Consider the following 17,702-nt stretch of genomic DNA (forward strand, 5'->3'; position numbering starts at 1 on the left):
CTTTGGCCTTCTGGCGGTTGCAAACCAAAGGACTGCCTGTTATAATAAAAAGCAAACTGCGCAGGTAAGGCTTGCGTGGGCATACTGTAAAAACAGCGCAGCTTAAGATTTCAGGCAGGCGCGCATAAAGTGAGAAAGGGAAGTTTCTTTTATGAAAATCCTCGCCGTAGATTTTGGAGATACCCGCACTGGGCTTGCCATGTGCGACCGAACTGAGTTTTTGGCTTCGCCTATTGGTATCATTACCGAAAAAGCCTTTGCAAAAGTGGCAGAAAAAATCGTTTATGCTACCCGCGAGTATGCGGCCGAAATGGTTGTTATAGGTTTGCCGCTTAATATGGATGGCTCGCGCGGGGCGCGGGCGGAAAAAGCGGAAAAATTGGCTGGCGTGCTGCGCGGCGTACTGACCATTCCGGTAGAGCTGTGGGATGAGCGCAGCACTACCATCACTGCGGCCAACATTCTCTCTCAAAACGGCACTTATGGCAAAAAGCGAAAAGAAGTGCTGGATGCCGTAGCGGCTGTAGTAATTTTGGAAAGTTACCTTGCTTACCGCAAAAACCAGCGGGAACAAGAAGATAAATAGAAAAAAGCGCAGGCGCATTAGCACGCCTGCGCTTGCTTTGTTTTAAGATGAAAGAAGAGGAGTACTGTAAAATGACAACAGAGGAGCTGTGGCAGCAATATATTTCGATATGCCCGCAGGCAACAGACCAGCCTTATGAGGCGTGGTGCTTTGGTAGTTATAATCCGGATTTGCTGGCACAGCTGACCTGCAGTGGCACCAAAACAGCGACGGCTTCGGCCCATCCCTTTTATCTTTACGAAAATTGCCCGCTACCCCAGCCGGGGAATTACAGTGTAATTCTTGCAACTGGCGGTGAAGCACTTTGCATTATCAAAACCACGCAGGTAAAGGTGGTGCCTTTTTGTGAGGTGAGCGAAGAGCAGGCGTACAAAGAGGGTGAGGGAGATCGTAGCCTGGCTTATTGGCGCGAGGTACATCGCGCTGTTTTTACCGAAGAGCTAAAAGAAATTGGCGAAATATTCAGCGAAGAAATGCTGGTGGTATGCGAAGAGTTTGAGGTCGCTTTTTTACCGCGATTATAACCCCATGATTCTATTTGGCTAAGCAGAAAAAACGAGAAAATTCCCCATAAACCGGCACAATCAAAAACACGGCCTTGCCTAAGCAAAGCCGTGTCGTTTTTCAGTTAGCCAATTTTTTCGAAATCAGCTGCGCCATGTTTGCAGATGGGGCAGATAAAGTCGGGGGGCAGAGGCTCACCCTCATAGATGTAACCACAGATTTTGCAGCGGTAACCTTTTTTCGGGGCTTCCTGTGCTTGCGGCTGCGGCTTAATGTTTTTGTGATAGAAAGCATAGGTGGCAGGAGCTTCCGCAGAAAGCACTTTCGCGTCGACAACGTCTGCAAGGAACAGGGTATGTGTGCCGAGGTCCATCGTTTCTACCACTTCGCCAGAAATCAGTGCGCTGGTGTGGCGGGACAGGTAGAGCAAACCGTTTTCGGAGCGTACCGCTTCAATGCCATCAAATTTATCGGCAGTGCGTCCAGATTGGAACCCGAAACGCTGGAACAGCGCAAACGGTGCCGTTTCGCTCAGGACAGACACGTTAAAACGCCCAGATGCTTTTATCATATCATGGGTAAAGTTCTGTTTATTTACTGCAATCGTAATACGGTTCGGTGTCGTAGTGACCTGTGTGACCGTATTGATGATGCAGCCGTTGTCTTTTCCCTCATTGTTTGCAGAAAGGACGAAAAGACCATAACTAAGACTGAACATTGCATTGTTATCCATCATAAAAGACCTCCTTAAAATCACCGTTTCCACGGCTTTATAGCGGCTAAAATATGTCGCCGCCTTTTTATATATTGGATTACTTTAAACATACCACAGGAGTAGGAAATAAGCAAGCGTGAAATATAAAATCAGTGGCCTCTCCTAGACACAAAATGGGAGAAATAACAGATGAGATGGGCTAATTTATTTCAGGCAGGGCTACTGGTTGCACTTTTGGTACCCAATGCAATTTATGCGCGGTGGCATGGCTTTGTCGAAGGCCACTATGCAAGCCGAATGTTTCATCGCCCAGAACAAATAGAGTAGTATTGGTACGATGTTATTTCTTGTTTTCGGTTTTGGTTTTTATAATGCAGCTTTTGCTACTGATGCAAGTTTTACTTTGTGGTTTATCGCCATAAGAATGCTCGTGCTGGTTTATTGGACGTTTTGGGTGCTGTATGTCCCTCGTGTTACCCAGGCGAGAGCTATGGCGCTGGCACTCACATCCATAGCCCTGTTTTTGCTTGCAGGTATTATGACGGAAGATTGGCCGCTGCTGATTTTTGCTTTTATTTTTGCTGTAGGACACAGTGCTGTCAGCTGGCAAAATGCAGTTGCCGCGACCCAGGCTTAAATTTTTCTTCTATAAAATGTTCCGCAAACAAACACAAACACTCTAAGGGGAAGAGGAGCAGCATGAATAAAAGTGCCCGGTGGAAATCATCCATCGGGCACTTGTTTTTGATAAAGTACAGCTGCGCTACATCAAAGGAGCGAAGAAACGGAAGAAGATTTGCAGGGTGCGCTTATACCAAGGGGTGCTGTCCACATCTTCTAAAGTTACTTCCCGACTTTGCGCAATACAGTCGGTAACGTCGGTTTTCACATCCTCCACAATCGCACCGCCATAAAAAGCACAGCAATTTTCAAAATGCAGATAAAGGCTGCGAAAGTCCATATTTGCGCTGCCAACTACCGCTACATTATCATCGCTGACGTACATTTTAGAATGAATAAAACCAGGGGTATATTCATAAATGCGCACGCCGGCACGCAGCAGCTGACGATAATAGCTCTGGGTGAGCAGATAGACATAAGGCTTGTCGGGTATACCGGGCACCAAGATGCGCACATCCACGCCGCTTTTTGCGGCCAGGGCAAGTGCGGCTTGCAGCTCATAGTCGATTACAAGATAAGGGGTGGTGATAAACACGTACTGCTGTGCGCGGTTAATAATGTTAAGGTATGCCGATTCTGCAATGTTTTCATCATCAAGTGGGGTATCAGAATAGGGCTGGACAAATCCATCTGTAGCCGCGCGGGTGGTAGGCAGATGGCTGGCATAATCCGGCACATCTCCCGAAACAAAGCTCCACATCTTCAAAAACGTAGCGGTCAAAGAATAGACAGCCGGACCTTTAATCATAAATGCGGTGTCTTTCCAATATCCGAAACGTGGTTTTTCATTGATGTACTCGTCGGCGAAATTCAGCCCTCCGGTAAATCCCACTTCATTATCGACAACGCAAATTTTCCGATGGTCGCGATGATTGAGCAGAATATAATTGCTGATGTGGTACGAAAGTGCAAATCGATTGAACACATAGGCTTTGACGCCATAACTACGCAATTCCTCAGCGTAGTCAAGCGGCAGTGTGAAAAGGGAGCCAAAACCGTCGTAAATGACCCGCACATCAACACCCTGCGCCACTTTTTTTTTCAGCACTTCTAAGGTTTCGTCCCACATGCGGCCTTTTTCAATAATAAAATACTCCATAAAGATAGAGTGTTTGGCTTTTTTGATCTCGTCCAAAAACGAAACGAAAAAAAGCTCTCCGCTGGAAAAGTAGGTGCAGTCGGTGTCACAGTAAACGGGTGCAGCAGCGGTGCGGCCCAAGTATTCCGCCTGACGGCAAAGGGTGGGGTCTGCTTTTTCCAGCACCTCAAACAGCGTCAGGTCTGTAATCATTGCCTCAGCGGCATGCTGTTCAATTTCTTTGAATTTTTTACCGGTCTTTTCTGGCATCTTGCGGTCGCCCCACAAAATATACATTGCAGCGCCTGTAATGGGCAGCAATACTGTCACCAAAATCCACATCAATTTATAAGATGGATTAAGGTCATCTTTTTCTAAAACAAAAACCAATACCAAAACGCTGATAATAATCATCATCGCGTAAGTATAAGGCCCGATGCGGGTAAACTGCCACACCAATACAAAAAAAGTAGCAACCTGCAGGAGCGCCAGAATGGCGAACAAAAAGCTGCGGCTAAGCAAAATTTTATTCAGTTTTCTCATAGTGGCCTCCCAAATCAAAATCTATATTATTATATCACATCAGGGGGCAAACAGCCACAAAAGCACAAAAAAGATCCGGTCTGCTTGAAAAAGCAAACCGGATATCATATTTCTCGAAAAATGTCAGCTTAGCCAGCGGCAGAGCCTGCATTTGCATAGGTTTCGATTGTGATACTTTGTATGTGGATATCTTTTTTAGGGCGCTCAGCGATGGTAGCCGTAGCGTCAATATCATCTGCAATTTCCATGCCGCTGTAAACCTGTCCAAATACAGTGGATTTACAGTCGAGGTAAGGTGCGCCGCCCACCTCACGGTAGGTGCTGACAACGTCGCGGTCGAACCCGGCCGAGAGCAGCTTTTGCGCAAGAATCTGGCTGACAGAATCCGGCGGGGTGGTTACAATATAAAACTGGCTGTTGTTTTGGCCGCTTGCATCGCTTACCATTGCCAGTGCGCCAGAGTAATTATGCAGCTGCCGCGAGTATTCGCAGGAAAAAGAAGTGCCCCAGATGCTTTGCCCGCCGGTGCCGGTGCCTGTCGGGTCACCGCTTTGAATCACAAAATCTTCAACAACACGGTGGAATAGCACGCCGTCATAATAGCCCTCTTGGGCCAGGCCGACAAAATTGTCAACGGCATTGGGTGCGGCATCGCGAAACAGCACTGCTTTGATGGTGCCGCGGTCGGTAGTAATCGTTGCAATCATATCGCCTGGCTGAGGCCCTGAAAGCTGAGGGACAGAGTTGCGCAGAACCGAGGGCCGCTGTACACTGCTGCGGCAGGCGGCAAGCAACACCAGCAGCAAGGCGGCGGTACCCACCAGCGCAAAAGTTTTTCTGAGCATTCTGTCACCTCCTGCCAAAAAAATAATTTTTACATAAGAAATCTGCAAAAAAACAGACTTTTAACACATTTTTATTATACCAGTGAGATTGCCGTAAAAAGTGAACTGGTTGTAAACTTTATTTGTACAACTCGCAAAACAAGGAATACGTTTTTCCAAAAAATAAATCCTCAGCGAACGCTTTTCCCTTCTTGACAGCAGCAATAAAGTCCGCTATTCTTAGGTTAGAAAACACATATTACGCAGAAAGGCGGAAAAAATAATGCTCGAAGAGAATACCCCCGACCTGATGACACTGGAAGACGAAGATGGCGTAGAACACACTTTTGAGGTCATCGACGCGGTTGACTATAACGGCGAGCGTTACCTTGCGGTGGTACCCTATGCCGAAAGCGAAGAAGCGGCAGAGGCTGCTCTCGAAGAAGATGCCGAGCTAATCATTATGCGCGTTGGCGAAGAGAACGGCGAAGAGTATCTCGATATCGTAGAAGATGATGAGGAACTCTACAATGTTGGTGATATCTTTGCCCAGCGCCTCGAGGAAATGTACGACATCGATGATAATCTGCCTCGTTCTTAATTTTTAAAAACGCAAAACCATCCTGCGCTGTTCGATTTGTTGTAACCGTTTATAATCCTACAAGTTAATGAAAAGGGAGCTCTGGTTATCCGGCAGGCCTGCAGACCTCCCCGCCTCGGCGGGAAGAAGGGAGCGCGAAACCGGCGCCGGGCACCCACCTGTCTTCGCGACGGGTTTTAACATGGTTGCAGACGGCAGTGCGGGACTTTTTAAAAAAGCAAGAGGTACAAAACCAGTGTAGCTGCATTGGTTTTGTACCTCTTTTGTTTTGCTTGTTTTTACGTTTGATTAATAGCCAAGCGTATCGCCGACCAGAATAACCTTAATGCGGCCGGGAATACGCTGAAAGCGGTGAATTGCTGTAGTGCAGCAGATGCGCTCGGGGCTGCGGCAGTCACAACATTCGCCGGTGGTGGCGCAAGGCGTTTTGCAAGAAAGCCGCTGTGCGTTTTTAGGCGCGGCGACCGTTTTCACCCTGCGCGCAGCTTCGTGCGTATCTTTAACGATTTTATTGATGCCGGCGACCACGATGACGCTTTTAGGGCCAAAGGTCATAGCAGCAATGCGGTTGGCATTGCCATCCACGTTATACAGTTCGCCTTCTTCGGTTACCGCGTTGGTGCTGGTGACAAATGCGTCTGCATAGAAGGTGTCGCGGTAAATTTCGCCGATTTCTTCCGGGGTAAGGTCGGGGGCTCCGCGGTCTAAAAATTCATATTCGCCGCTGCGCAGCAGGTCCATCACGCCTGTTTCTGCCAAGGTGACCGAGCCCCCGCAGGAGACGGTGTCGCCTTCATTCAGCAGGCGGCCGACCATCTGTACGACCTCGTCTTTTGTCTCTACAAAATAGGCTTCCATGCGGTTGCGCATCAAAGCCGCCATGGTGCGCTCAACGCGCTCGTCTTTTACTCCCATATTTGTCCTCCCTGTTGTGGTAAAACAATTTGCTTCTTCTGTTATGATAATATACAAAAGCCCAAAAAACAAGAGACAAAAGTGCATGAGGCATTGATAAAACCCAGGCAGAATGGTATAATTGTAACGATTCTGACCAGGCTGTGCTTAGCAATGGCAAAACCGCCAGCGCGGCAGCACAAAACAAAATTTCGCACCCGGCTTGCGGGGCACAGTCGCTCATGTTTTTGCAAAGCGGACGCGGCCCCAACACCGCCGGCAGAGAAACGGCAGGAAACTATGCAAAAATATAATGTAAGCGCCGCAATGGTGGTGTACGGCGGCGCAGAGGAAGCAGCAGATGGGGTGCGCAGCATCCTTGCAAATTCCAATTCTTGCGACCTCACCTTTTATGTGATAGATAACGCTTCGCCAGATGATTCTGCGGCTTTGCTACAACGAGAATTTGACGGCATCCCGCATGTGACAGTGAACTGCTTGCCCAATAACATCGGCTTTGGGTCGGGGCACAACACGGTCATTCCCAAGCTGCAAAGTGACTACCACGCAGTGATTAACCCCGACATTACAATTGACCACGACGTATTAGGCACGCTTTGCCAGTATCTGGACGAGCACCCCGATGTTGTGATGGTCACACCGCAGCTGCGCTTTCCCGATGATACACCGCAGCATACCGCAAAACGTGCCCCCACTTTTCTGGCACTTTTAGCACGGCAGCTTCATCTTGGCTTTTTGAAAAAGTATGAAGACCATTACCTGATGCTGGATGAAGACCTGACCCGCGAACAGGACATTCAGTTTTGCAGCGGTTGCTTTTTTGTGATTCGAACTTCGGTATTTCGTGAAATAGGCGGATTTGACGAAGACTATTTTATGTATGTGGAAGATGCGGATATCACCCGTAAGGCAATGGCAAAAGGACGCGTTGTTTTTGTGCCGTCCACTTATGTTCACCATGCTTGGCACCGCAATACCACCCGCAGCCGCAAGCATTTTTTCATGCAGCTGCAAAGTATGGGACGGTATTTTTGCAAATGGGGCTTTCATTTGAAATAGCGAGCTTTGACTGTATCGCCAGGCGAAACAGTTTTATCTAATAAAAATTAATTTTAAGTAAATGGGAAAGCCGGTCAATAGTACGGCAGTTTCCCGAAAGGAAGGAACTTATCATGAAAGGCATTGTACTTGCAGGAGGTGCAGGCACTCGTCTGTACCCGCTGACGATGGTGACCAGCAAACAGTTGCTGCCCGTCTATGACAAACCGATGATTTACTACCCGCTTTCCACCCTGATGCTCGCAGGCATCAAAGATATCCTAATTATCTCCACCCCCACAGACACCCCTCGTTTCGAGGCACTGCTGGGCGATGGCAGCCAGTTCGGCATCAGCCTTTCTTATAAGGTTCAGCCCTCCCCCGACGGCCTTGCACAGGCATTTTTGTTGGGCGAAGAGTTTATTGGCGACGAAGAGTGCGCAATGGTACTCGGCGACAATATTTTCTACGGTGCCGGCTTTGGTCAAATTCTGCGTGAGGCAGTTGCGAATGCAAAGAGTGGCCGCGCTACCGTATTTGGCTACTACGTCAACGACCCGGAACGTTTTGGTGTGGTTGAATTCGATGAAAACGGCAAAGCTCTTTCGGTAGAGGAAAAGCCCGCAGAGCCGAAGTCTAACTACGCAATTACCGGCCTTTATTTCTACGACAAGCGCGTGGTAGAGCTTGCAAAGCAGGTCAAACCCTCTGCTCGTGGTGAACTGGAAATTACGACCCTGAATGAAATGTACCTCAACGATGGAACCCTTGATGTGCAGCGCTTAGGCCGTGGTTTTGCGTGGCTGGATACCGGCACGATGGACAGCCTGGTAGATGCTGCTGATTTTGTCCGTACCCTCGAAAAGCGGCAGAGCATCAAAATCTCCGCACTTGAAGAAATCGCTTATATCAATGGCTGGATCAATAAAGAAAAACTGATGGAGTCTGCTGAAAGATATGGCAAATCTCCGTACGGTGAACATTTGAAGCGTGTAGCCGAAGGCCGCGTACGCTATTAAAAGCCAAAGTTCTAACCGAAAGAAGGTTTTAAGATGAAAATACTCATCAGCGGTGCAGCAGGACAACTGGGCACCGAGCTGCGCCGTGTGCTTGAGCACGGCAAAAGTGAGCTGGGCATTCTGCCTATCGAGTTGCTGGGTGCAGAGGTCTGCTCTTATGATGTAGACACGCTGGATATCACAAAGCAGGCCTCCTGCCGCCGTGTATTGCAGACAGAAAAGCCGGATGTGGTGATTAACTGTTCGGCCTACACCAATGTAGATAAATGCGAAGTGGAGCGCGACGCAGCCTTTGCTGTAAATGCATTGGGCCCGCGCAACCTCGCAATCTGCTGCGAAGAGGTTGGTGCCAAGCTGATTCATATTTCTACCGACTATGTATTCGCGGGCACCGAGCAGGAGCCGCGCAGCGAATATGATCTGCCGGATCCCATCAGCATGTATGGCAAAACCAAGCTGCTGGGCGAGGCATACGTACGTGAGTTCTGCAGCCGTTATTTCATTTTGCGCACCGCGTGGCTGTATGGCTACGCCGGCAACAATTTTGTGAAAACGATGCTGAAGTATGGCAAGGCAAACGGCGCACTGACGGTGGTCAGCGATCAGCTGGGCAACCCGACCAACGCCGCAGATCTTGCGCACCATATCCTAAAGCTGGCGGCTACTACCGAGTACGGTGTTTATCACTGCACCGGCGAAGGCACCTGCAGCTGGTATGATTTTGCGGCAGAGATTATCCGCCTTGCGGGCATTGATGCCACGGTTACCCCCTGCACCAGTGCAGGATATGCAGCGGCACACCCAGAAGCAGCCAGCCGCCCCGCTTTCTCTGCGCTGGATAATAAAATGCTGCGCTGCAGCGTGGGCAACGATATGCGCGACTGGAAAGAAGCGCTTGCTTGTTTCTTTGACAATTACCACGAGTATTAATTGTAATAAGATATACTAAAAACAGGAGTGCGAATATGAAAACATACCTCGTAACCGGTGGCGCAGGCTTCATCGGCTCTAACTTTGTGCTGTATATGCTGAAAAAGCATAAAGACATCAAAATTGTAAACGTAGACAAACTGACCTATGCGGGCAACCTCGAAAACCTGAAAGAGATTGAGGGCGACGAGCGCCATGTTTTTGTACAGGCAGACATCTGTGACCGCGAAGCAATCAGCAAACTGTTTGCAGAATATGACTTCGATTATGTCATCAACTTTGCAGCAGAAAGCCATGTAGACCGCAGCATCAAAAATCCTGAAATCTTTGTGGATACCAACGTTGGCGGCACTGTGAATATGCTGCAGTGCGCGAAAAACGCATGGGCAGAAGGCGAAGGCTTCAAAGCAGGCAAAAAATATCTGCAGGTTTCTACTGATGAGGTATACGGCAGCTTGGGCGATGATGGGTTCTTTATGGAAACCACACCGCTTTGCCCGCACAGCCCCTATTCTGCGAGCAAGGCAAGCGCAGATATGTTCGTCATGGCATTCCATGACACCTACGGCTTCCCGGTGAACATTACTCGCTGCTCGAACAATTACGGCCCGTATCAGTTCCCGGAAAAACTGATTCCGCTGATTATCAACAACGCTAAGCAGAAAAAAGCACTGCCGGTTTACGGAGATGGTATGAACGTACGCGACTGGCTGTATGTGGAAGACCACTGCAAAGCCATTGATATGGTAGCAGAAAACGGCCGTGACGGCGAAGTTTACAATGTTGGAGGCCACAACGAGCGCCCCAATATTTTCATCGTTAAAAAAATCATCGAGAGCCTTGCCGGCAAGTACGACAAGACCATTGATGAGAGCCTCATCAAATATGTCGAGGACCGTAAGGGCCACGACCGCCGTTATGGCATCGACCCGCAGAAAATCAAAGACGAGCTGGGTTGGTATCCGGAGACCCCGTTTGAAAAGGGTATTGAGCTGACCATTGACTGGTATCTTGCAAACACCGAGTGGATGGAGCGCGTGACCAGCGGCGCGTACCAGAACTACTACGCTGATATGTACAAAGGCAAATAAGCAAAACAAAAAGACCGCAGTTTTACAACTGCGGCCTTTTCTTTTTTTTCTATTATTTTAGTCTTTCCGCTCGTCGCCGAAAAAGAAGAGCGCAACCGTTCCGGGGCCGGTGTGGCTGCCAATTGTGGTGCCTACACTATTAATCATAACTTTTCCGTCTAACTTTTTAAATCTTGCTTCAATAAGGTCTGCTACGGCACGGGCATCGACATAGCAGGCAGAGTTTGAAATAAAGCATTTGCCGCTGTAATCCAGTCCACCGTCAGCGTGCTGTTCCATGCGCTTGACGATTTCTTGAATGACATGTTTTTTGCCACGGTACTTATCGCGAGGAATCAATCTGCCGAGGTGGTCCATATTCAGCAGTGGGCAGATGCCGAGCATTGTGCCGAACGCATAGGCTGTTTTGGAGATACGGCCGCCCCGCAGATAGCTGGTAAGGTCAGTGGAAAAAAACCAGTGATGCAGCCGCAGACGATGCTGGGTTATCCAGTCTGCTGCCTCGGTAATCGAAGCACCTGCATCTCGCAAGCTGCATGCGGTGTCCACCAAAAGTCCATAGCCGGAAGATGCGCCAAGGGAATCAATGACAAAGATCTGTCGTTCCGGATATTTTTCTAAAAGCTGGTCACGCGCAATGCAGGCCGAGTTAAACGTCCCGGAAAGTCCGGTGCTCAAAGTGAGATGTAAAATATCCTTGCCCTCTTGTAAAAACGGCTCCCAACAGCCTTCATACTGCGAAATATTCACCTGAGAAGTAACCGGCTCTGCCCCGTGGGCGATGCGTTCGTAAAATTGGTCAAAGGAGACACTCTTACCGAGGTCATCTTCATAGTCTTGCCCGTCGAGGGTAAAATGAAAGGCAAGCCAAGGGATTTGGTGAGCCTCAAAATACTCGGCAGGCAAATCAGCGGTCGAGCAACAGGTTAAAACAAACTGTGCCATCGTATTTCCTCACTTCGATTGCTTTTAAAAAAGCAATATAATTTTTAAAATCATTATACAAGGATATTTATATTGTGTCAAATTATTTTCGTTATTCCAGAACAGGCCGTTACGATATCCTATTGGCGAAAAATGATTATATATTATGCCTTGTGCTGTAGTGTAAATGTAACGCAGCAGGTAGTACATAAAAGGCAAGAAGAGAAACTATCTGCTGCAAATTTTGCCCGGTTGCATAGGGATATTTGGGGCTATAAACCGCTTGTGTGCTGAAGCATACTGTTAAATTTGGTGCGTTTTAATCCAATCAGCTACTGTAACCGCAACTTCTTTCACAGCACCCGGCTCAAATGGGGTGCGGAACCCGGCAGAGGTAACGAGCTCGGTGTAGGTTCGGGTACCGGCGAGGTTGGTTAGTGCCAGGTAGCGCTGCCAGGCGTTTTCTTTATCTTTCAAAAATGCAGCGAAGAATTGCAGCGCCACTGTTTGTGCCAAGCAATAATCAATATAATAAAAAGGCAGCTCGTAAATGTGAAGCTGACGCTGCCAGCCAGCGCCGCGCCCATAAAAGGGCAACGATTCAAAATCAATCCAAGGGCGATATTTTTTCTCCAGCTTGGCCCAAAAGGCGTTTCGCTCTTCCGGTGTTGCATTCGGCGAAGCGTAGACTAAGTGCTGGAATTCGTCTACCATGCAGCCATAAGGCAGAAAGCTGATGGCTGCCTCGGCATGGGCAAGCTGGTAGCGCGCTGTGTCCTCTGCAAAGAAGAGGTGGTGGTAGTCGCTGGTCAAAAATTCCATGCTCATGCTGTGGATTTCGCAAGACTCAAGGCCCGGCTCACGCAGGGCGGAGGGCAGTTTTTGGCCTGCGGCAAGGTAAGCTGCAAAAGCATGGCCCGCTTCATGGGTCAGCACGTCCACATCGTCCGCAGTGGCGTTAAAGTTAGAGAAGATAAAAGGTGCATGATATTCTGGAATATAGGTGCAATAGCCGCCCGGTGCTTTGCCCTCGCGGGAGAGAACATCAAACAAATCGCCATCAAACATAAAGTCGATGAATTTTGCCGTTTCGGGTGAAAGCTCGTGGTACATTTTTTTGCCAGCAGCCAGAATCTCTTCCGGTGTGCCGTAGGGGGCGGCGTTGCCTTCTGCAAAACGAAAACCGTCATCGTAATAGCAAAGTTTTTCTGCGCCGATGCGTTTGCGTTGCAGCTCTTTTAGCTCGGCCACCACCGGCACCAGCTCATTGGCCACCGCTTCGCGATATGCTTCCACCTCTTTTTGACCGTAGCCGATGCGGTTCATGCGAAGATAGCCGAGGGGAATATAGTTATCGTAGCCCATTTGTTTTGCCTGAGCTGTGCGGTTTTCTACCATCTTAGTGTAAATCTCGTCAAACTCGGCGCGATGCGCATCAAACCACTCGCCCTCAGCGATCATAGCTGCACGGCGTACGCTGCGGTCGGGGGATTCCTTATAAGGAGCCATCTGGGGAACGGTAAGCAGCTTACCATCGAAGTGGATTTGTGCACTTGCGTAAAGCTTTTCGTAGCGGCTGGTCAGCGCGTTTTCCTGCTGCATCAGCGGAATGATAGCTTCGCAAATGGATTTTGAGGCAATTTCAAGCTTTTGGAAAAGCAGTTTGCCGAATTTGGCTTCTAAAGCCGGACGATGTTCGCTTTTCAGCAGTAAGCGATTAAGTGTGTTTGCAGCATCTGCCACAAGCGGGGAAGACTCATCAAAAAAGTCATTCTCTGCATCGTAAAAAGCGTCACGGGTGTCACAGGTGTGCCGAATAGAAGCAAGCGTCGCTTCGGTGGCCCAGCGGTCCGAGATTGCTTCGTAGGCTTCGAAGATATCAAAAGCCTCTTTTTCATCCGCTTTCTCCATCCGCTGGCAAAGCTGTTTGAGCTCCTCAAGCATTTTAGAAAGGTCGGGACGGGTATAGGTCATATCAGATAATTTCATTGATAAAACTCCTTTCGAGTAGGTATACAAAATACTGTTTTTGCGTTTTCCGCACTTTTCAATGGCGCCGACGGCAAGTAATACTCGTACCGCTTTGGCGGCTAGGGTAGCACTGCGTTTTGCAGCGCGTCGCAGGTCGGTGGTGGTGAACGGGTCTGGCAAGCCCGAAGGCAAAAGCGCAAGGTAATCTGCGGGGCAGCGCAGTGTAAGCTCGGCGGAGAGAGCGCTTGGCAGCCGTTCGTGCCGTGTGCTGCCTCGCTTTCCGTCGTTGCCCCATCCATTTTGCAAACGGTATTCGTCAAGGTCCACCAGCAAAAGCTGTATAGTCAGCCCCGGCAGGGTAAGCAAATCAGCGGCAAAGCAAAGCTGGTAGCAGGCATCAATCCACGCACCCTTTTTCGGCGAGCGGCGCGGCTCACTCACAAGCCCACTATCCGGGGCAATCCACTGGATTGTCTTTGTGGCTGGCAAGGGATGGATCAGTGTAACAGGATATTGCGCCAACAGCGCAGGCAATTTTTTGCGCAGCGCAGAAAAGCTGCCTGTCTGAATTTCGATAATGCCATTTTCGTTGCAGATGTCGGCAACGTACCGGCCAGCCCGCACCTCACGGTATTCTGCGCGCGGCTCGTAATAACGTTTGAGCACGGCGTGCAGCCGTTTTTCTCCCAATGTGCCGATGCCGCCCTCCGCGGCAGACAGTTCCTCGGCGCAAAGTGCAGCAAAACGGGCCTGATCCATAAATTCTCCTTTACAAGAGAGCCTGGCCGAATGCCACGCTCTTTTTCAAATATTGGCAAAAAGTAACGATTTTATTGTACCTCAAAAAATCTGCTTTGCAAACACAGAAGTTTTGGCTATACTTTAAAATAGTTCGACTGCTTGCGCTATGTTTTCGCAAATATTTTGCATTACATCTTGTCCACAGCAGTAAACAACAAAAAGCGGCAGCAAGCCACAAGCGATACGCTGCCGCAAAAAGGAGTCGACCAGATGGAACAGGAGTTCAGACCGGGCATTTACCGGCATTTTAAAGGCAATGAGTACCGGCTGATTTGCACGGCGCAGCACAGCGAAACCCGCGAGCTGTTGGTGGTATACCAAGCCCTATATGGCGAGCGCGGCATTTGGGTGCGCCCGGCTGCGATGTGGAACGAAATCATCGAGCGTGACGGCAAAACAGCACCGCGCTTTTGCTGGGTAAGAGAAGCAGAATAAAAAAACAGCGCCTTTGGAATGTGCGCAACACACTACAGTATTCATCAAAGAACAAGCGAGCTCGCTTGTTCTTTGGAATTGTAGGTACTGCCTTAGCTTTCCAAAGGCGCTGTGGTTTATGTGAGATTATTCTATGGCGTCTGCCTTACGGTTGGTTTCTTCCAGCTTTTTTCGGAAGATTGGCAGAGCGGTAAGTGCAAGAAAAAGCAGTGTAATGATGGTGGCCGCGGCCACCGTGTCAGACAGATAATGGCGCCCAATGACCAGGCGTGAGAAGCCTGAAAGGGCGATATATCCGTAACAGATAACGAGCAAGAGCAGCTCTTTGCCGCGTAGTTTTGCAAACAGGCGGGGCAGCAGCAAAAGCACTAAAATGCCACAGGCAGCAGCGGTGTGTCCAGAGGGAAAGCTGGTATTGCCGGCAACCTCGCCAAACCGCACCCACGGAGTAAAAGAAGAAAAATCTCCGAGCTTTGCCATGTCGTCGTAACGCATACGGGTCCAAAGCCCTTTCATCAAATGGATGATGACATTATTTAAGATGCAAAATAAAATGCCGAATTTTGCCAGGAATTCCATCCGCAGCAAGGTCGCTTTCTGCCAGCGGCCTGCAAGCTTAATGGAAGCAAGCGTCAGTACAAAAGTTAAAAGAATGCCGAGCGGTGAACTGTAGCCATTGGTAAGCCCGCGCTTTGCAAGGTTTGGCAGCGAAAGAAAAAGCAGCGCGCCAAAGGTAAGCACGACAAATAAATCGCCCAAGATGCGGCGCACGTCGCCGGGGTAAAGATTTGCCCAAACAATGCCAAGCAGAGCGAAAGGCAGATAGAGCGGCCAAAAGCAGAATGCTTCCATAATGATAGCGAACGGGTTTTGCGGGGAAAACAGCATATGGTCGAGCGCCAGGTCGTACCGTAATGCCACGACCATTAGGCCAACTGCAAGAAGACCCAACAGCGCAAAGCTGATTTTTTCTGATTTTTTCAACGATAGCACCTCCGAAATGTAGCAAAAGTATACCATATTATTTACAGCTTGTACAAATTAACGTTCAGAAGGTGCTTTTGGAGATAGAAGTAAAAGCAATCTGCATTTAAGATTGGGCATTGTAGCAAGTAGAGCGCAGCAATCTTTAGTGGATTCTCCAAAAAACGATAGTGTACTACAAAAAACATTGATTTATCATTCCATATTCTATAGAATGTAATTGCAAACCAGATTTTTACGCAGCACCCAATAAAATGTGCTGCCCGCGAAAGGACCCTAAAACCATGGAAGAACAACAAGAGTTTACGGTTAAGCGCGTAAAAAGGCAAACTTTGAACCGCACCGTTTATGAGGCAATAAAGCACTCGATTTTAAAAGGGGACATCCCGGCGGGCGCAAAACTTTCCGAAGTGCAAATGGGCAAACAACTAGGCGTTTCTGCTACCCCTGTGCGTGAGGCGTTTCGTATGCTTTCGATGGAGGGGCTTATCCAGATTGACCCGTGGAAAGGCGCTGTGGTTCAGGGGTTTTCTAAGCAAGCCGCGTTGGAAAACTGCCAATGCCGCGAGGTACTCGAGCTGTTGGCTCTGCGCTTGTTTATGGAAAAAATGACTGAGAAAGAGTTGGATGCGCTACGTTATATGATTCATGCAGCGCGCACCACCACCGATATCTCCGAATTTGTGCGCACCAGCTCAGCCATTCACGATGTATGGATTAAAGGCAGCGGAAACTCAAAGCTTCAGCTTATGATAGGGCAGTTAAGCACGGTAACGCTTAGAGAGCGCAACGTTTCTGCAAGCGATAATTTACGCCGTGCAGAGATTATTAAAGAGCATGCGCGTTTATTAGAGGCACTTGAAAGCCGAGATACCGCCCGTGCGGAAGAAGTACTGTCCAGCCATATCCGTAAGGGCTTTGAATACAGTTTAAAGCAAACCGAAAAAGAATAAAGTTACGCCCGAAAAGGGCGAACTTTTTTAAAGATAAATTCTATAGAATATTTTAAATAGAAAATATAACGTGGAAATTAGAGTTTTATTTTTTAAGATAAAACTCTATAGAATATTTTTTATAGTAAAGGTGGAGTATTATGGAACAGATTCTAATGGCGCGCGGCGCCGCAACCGTTGCCAATGTATGTGTTGGCGTAAAACCGGGCGAAAAGGTAGTGATTGTCACCGAAGCAGCAAAGCTTTCTATTGCAAAAAGTGTTGCTACTGCGATGTATGCGGCAAAAGCGGAGCCAGTACTTATCGTGATGCCGGCGCGCGACCGGGACGGTCAGGAACCACCGGCACCTGTTGCCGCGGCAATGAAAGAAAGCGACGCTTTCGTATGCGTTGTAGGTAAATCCATAACTCATACCCATGCCGTTAAAGATGCCTGTGCAGCAGGCTCTCGCGGTATTATGCTGACCCAGTTCAGCGAGGCGATGATGGTACACGGCGGCCTGGAGGCAGATTTTCCAGCAGCAGCACGGGATTGCAAAGCCATTGCACAGCGTTTAGGCGGCGCAAAAAAAGTACACCTTACCACCCGTGCAGGTACTGACCTTACTTTTAGCGCCGAAGGCCGCCGGTACAACGCTATGTATTGCATGGTAGAGCCGGGAGAGTTTGCCCCGGTGCCGACAGTAGAGGCGAACACCTCGCCGCTTGAGGGAACAGCGCAGGGCACTATCGTAGTAGACGCCAGCGTCCCTTATATTGGCATTGGTTTGCTGAAAGAAGAAATCCGCTGCAAGGTGGAAAACGGCAAAATCATTTCAATCGAAGGCGGCGAACAGGCAGAGATGCTGATTCGTGATTTGGAAGCGAAAAATGACCCCAATGTTTATAATGTTGCAGAGCTTGGCGTAGGCCTTAACCCCAATTGCAGCTTTATCGGGTTTATGCTGGAGGATGAGGGCGTTTATGGCTCTGTGCACATTGGCATCGGCACCAGCATTACCTTAGGCGGCACGGTAAAAGCAGCTTGCCATTACGACTTGATTATGCACAAAGCCACTATCGAAGCCGATGGTGTGGTAATCTTAAAAGATGGTGTAGTTATGGTGTGA

Annotated in this window: 19 protein-coding genes and 1 other RNA gene; 13 read left to right on the forward strand and 7 right to left on the reverse strand. The window is 48.8% G+C overall.

Features of this window, described 5'->3' with window-relative positions; genetic code table 11:
• Window positions 1-151 precede the first annotated feature (151 nt).
• Both ruvX and C1A11_RS06950 read left to right on the forward strand, forming a co-directional pair.
• Window positions 152-586 (forward strand): Holliday junction resolvase RuvX, encoded by a 435-nt coding sequence (gene ruvX, locus C1A11_RS06945; RefSeq protein WP_102049766.1) that lies wholly within the window; start codon window positions 152-154, stop codon window positions 584-586.
• Between the two features lie 71 nt (window positions 587-657).
• Window positions 658-1,110 (forward strand): ASCH domain-containing protein, encoded by a 453-nt coding sequence (locus tag C1A11_RS06950; protein ID WP_102049767.1) that lies wholly within the window; start codon window positions 658-660, stop codon window positions 1,108-1,110.
• Window positions 1,111-1,214: 104 nt separating this feature from the next.
• Here C1A11_RS06950 and C1A11_RS06955 read toward each other — a convergent pair whose 3' ends face one another.
• Window positions 1,215-1,826: a flavin reductase gene (locus C1A11_RS06955; RefSeq protein WP_341458137.1), complete on the reverse strand. Its 612-nt coding sequence runs from the start codon at window positions 1,824-1,826 to the stop codon at window positions 1,215-1,217.
• A 168-nt stretch (window positions 1,827-1,994) separates the two neighbouring features.
• Here C1A11_RS06955 and C1A11_RS13795 point away from each other — a divergent pair, with 168 nt between their 5' ends.
• Together C1A11_RS13795 and C1A11_RS06960 are read left to right on the forward strand one after the other, a co-directional pair.
• Window positions 1,995-2,132, forward strand: a complete 138-nt coding sequence (locus C1A11_RS13795; RefSeq protein ID WP_180950274.1) for a hypothetical protein — start codon at window positions 1,995-1,997, stop codon at window positions 2,130-2,132.
• 10 nt (window positions 2,133-2,142) lie between these two features.
• A complete protein-coding gene (locus C1A11_RS06960) occupies window positions 2,143-2,442 on the forward strand; it encodes a hypothetical protein (protein ID WP_102049768.1) in 300 nt (99 codons plus the stop codon).
• A 126-nt stretch (window positions 2,443-2,568) separates the two neighbouring features.
• Here the strand turns inward: C1A11_RS06960 and cls are convergent, their stop codons facing one another.
• Window positions 2,569-4,107, reverse strand: coding sequence for a cardiolipin synthase (cls, locus tag C1A11_RS06965; protein WP_102049769.1), 1,539 nt, complete (start codon window positions 4,105-4,107; stop codon window positions 2,569-2,571).
• A 128-nt stretch (window positions 4,108-4,235) separates the two neighbouring features.
• Window positions 4,236-4,952, reverse strand: coding sequence for a peptidylprolyl isomerase (locus tag C1A11_RS06970; protein WP_207653947.1), 717 nt, complete (start codon window positions 4,950-4,952; stop codon window positions 4,236-4,238).
• Between the two features lie 262 nt (window positions 4,953-5,214).
• Between C1A11_RS06970 and C1A11_RS06975 the strand changes: the two genes are divergently transcribed.
• Both C1A11_RS06975 and ssrS read left to right on the forward strand, forming a co-directional pair.
• Window positions 5,215-5,532 carry a DUF1292 domain-containing protein gene (locus C1A11_RS06975; RefSeq protein ID WP_102049770.1) on the forward strand — a complete coding sequence of 106 codons (318 nt, stop codon included), beginning with the start codon at window positions 5,215-5,217 and terminating at the stop codon, window positions 5,530-5,532.
• Between the two features lie 16 nt (window positions 5,533-5,548).
• Window positions 5,549-5,742, forward strand: a non-coding RNA gene (gene ssrS, locus C1A11_RS06980) — 6S RNA.
• Between the two features lie 78 nt (window positions 5,743-5,820).
• Here ssrS and C1A11_RS06985 read toward each other — a convergent pair.
• Entirely contained in the window at window positions 5,821-6,447 is a 627-nt protein-coding gene (locus C1A11_RS06985; RefSeq protein WP_102049771.1) for a lactate utilization protein, read from the reverse strand.
• 279 nt (window positions 6,448-6,726) lie between these two features.
• Here C1A11_RS06985 and C1A11_RS06990 point away from each other — a divergent pair, with 279 nt between their 5' ends.
• From C1A11_RS06990 to rfbB, 4 genes are all read left to right on the forward strand, one after another.
• Window positions 6,727-7,506: a glycosyltransferase family 2 protein gene (locus C1A11_RS06990; RefSeq protein WP_180950275.1), complete on the forward strand. Its 780-nt coding sequence runs from the start codon at window positions 6,727-6,729 to the stop codon at window positions 7,504-7,506.
• 113 nt (window positions 7,507-7,619) lie between these two features.
• Window positions 7,620-8,504, forward strand: a complete 885-nt coding sequence (rfbA, locus tag C1A11_RS06995) for a glucose-1-phosphate thymidylyltransferase RfbA (RefSeq protein WP_102049773.1) — start codon at window positions 7,620-7,622, stop codon at window positions 8,502-8,504.
• A gap of 33 nt (window positions 8,505-8,537) precedes the next feature.
• Complete coding sequence (gene rfbD / locus C1A11_RS07000; RefSeq protein ID WP_102049774.1) at window positions 8,538-9,434, forward strand: dTDP-4-dehydrorhamnose reductase; 897 nt, start codon at window positions 8,538-8,540, stop codon at window positions 9,432-9,434.
• Window positions 9,435-9,469: 35 nt separating this feature from the next.
• Window positions 9,470-10,525, forward strand: coding sequence for a dTDP-glucose 4,6-dehydratase (rfbB, locus tag C1A11_RS07005; protein WP_102049775.1), 1,056 nt, complete (start codon window positions 9,470-9,472; stop codon window positions 10,523-10,525).
• A gap of 57 nt (window positions 10,526-10,582) precedes the next feature.
• On the opposite strand, the gene C1A11_RS07010 is transcribed toward rfbB, so the two are convergent.
• Both C1A11_RS07010 and C1A11_RS07015 read right to left on the reverse strand, forming a co-directional pair.
• Window positions 10,583-11,470 (reverse strand): DegV family protein, encoded by an 888-nt coding sequence (locus C1A11_RS07010; protein ID WP_102049776.1) that lies wholly within the window; start codon window positions 11,468-11,470, stop codon window positions 10,583-10,585.
• 282 nt (window positions 11,471-11,752) lie between these two features.
• Complete coding sequence (locus tag C1A11_RS07015; protein ID WP_242965865.1) at window positions 11,753-14,179, reverse strand: M3 family oligoendopeptidase; 2,427 nt, start codon at window positions 14,177-14,179, stop codon at window positions 11,753-11,755.
• 252 nt (window positions 14,180-14,431) lie between these two features.
• Between C1A11_RS07015 and C1A11_RS07020 the strand changes: the two genes are divergently transcribed.
• Window positions 14,432-14,656 (forward strand): DUF1653 domain-containing protein, encoded by a 225-nt coding sequence (locus C1A11_RS07020; protein WP_102051027.1) that lies wholly within the window; start codon window positions 14,432-14,434, stop codon window positions 14,654-14,656.
• A 126-nt stretch (window positions 14,657-14,782) separates the two neighbouring features.
• Here C1A11_RS07020 and C1A11_RS07025 read toward each other — a convergent pair whose 3' ends face one another.
• Window positions 14,783-15,640 carry a phosphatase PAP2 family protein gene (locus tag C1A11_RS07025; RefSeq protein ID WP_180950276.1) on the reverse strand — a complete coding sequence of 286 codons (858 nt, stop codon included), beginning with the start codon at window positions 15,638-15,640 and terminating at the stop codon, window positions 14,783-14,785.
• Between the two features lie 284 nt (window positions 15,641-15,924).
• Between C1A11_RS07025 and C1A11_RS07030 the strand changes: the two genes are divergently transcribed.
• Complete coding sequence (locus C1A11_RS07030) at window positions 15,925-16,593, forward strand: GntR family transcriptional regulator (protein ID WP_180950277.1); 669 nt, start codon at window positions 15,925-15,927, stop codon at window positions 16,591-16,593.
• A gap of 140 nt (window positions 16,594-16,733) precedes the next feature.
• Complete coding sequence (locus tag C1A11_RS07035) at window positions 16,734-17,702, forward strand: aminopeptidase (RefSeq protein WP_102049779.1); 969 nt, start codon at window positions 16,734-16,736, stop codon at window positions 17,700-17,702.

The organism is Pygmaiobacter massiliensis (genome assembly GCF_900199435.1).
GTDB lineage: Bacteria > Bacillota > Clostridia > Oscillospirales > Ruminococcaceae > Pygmaiobacter > Pygmaiobacter massiliensis.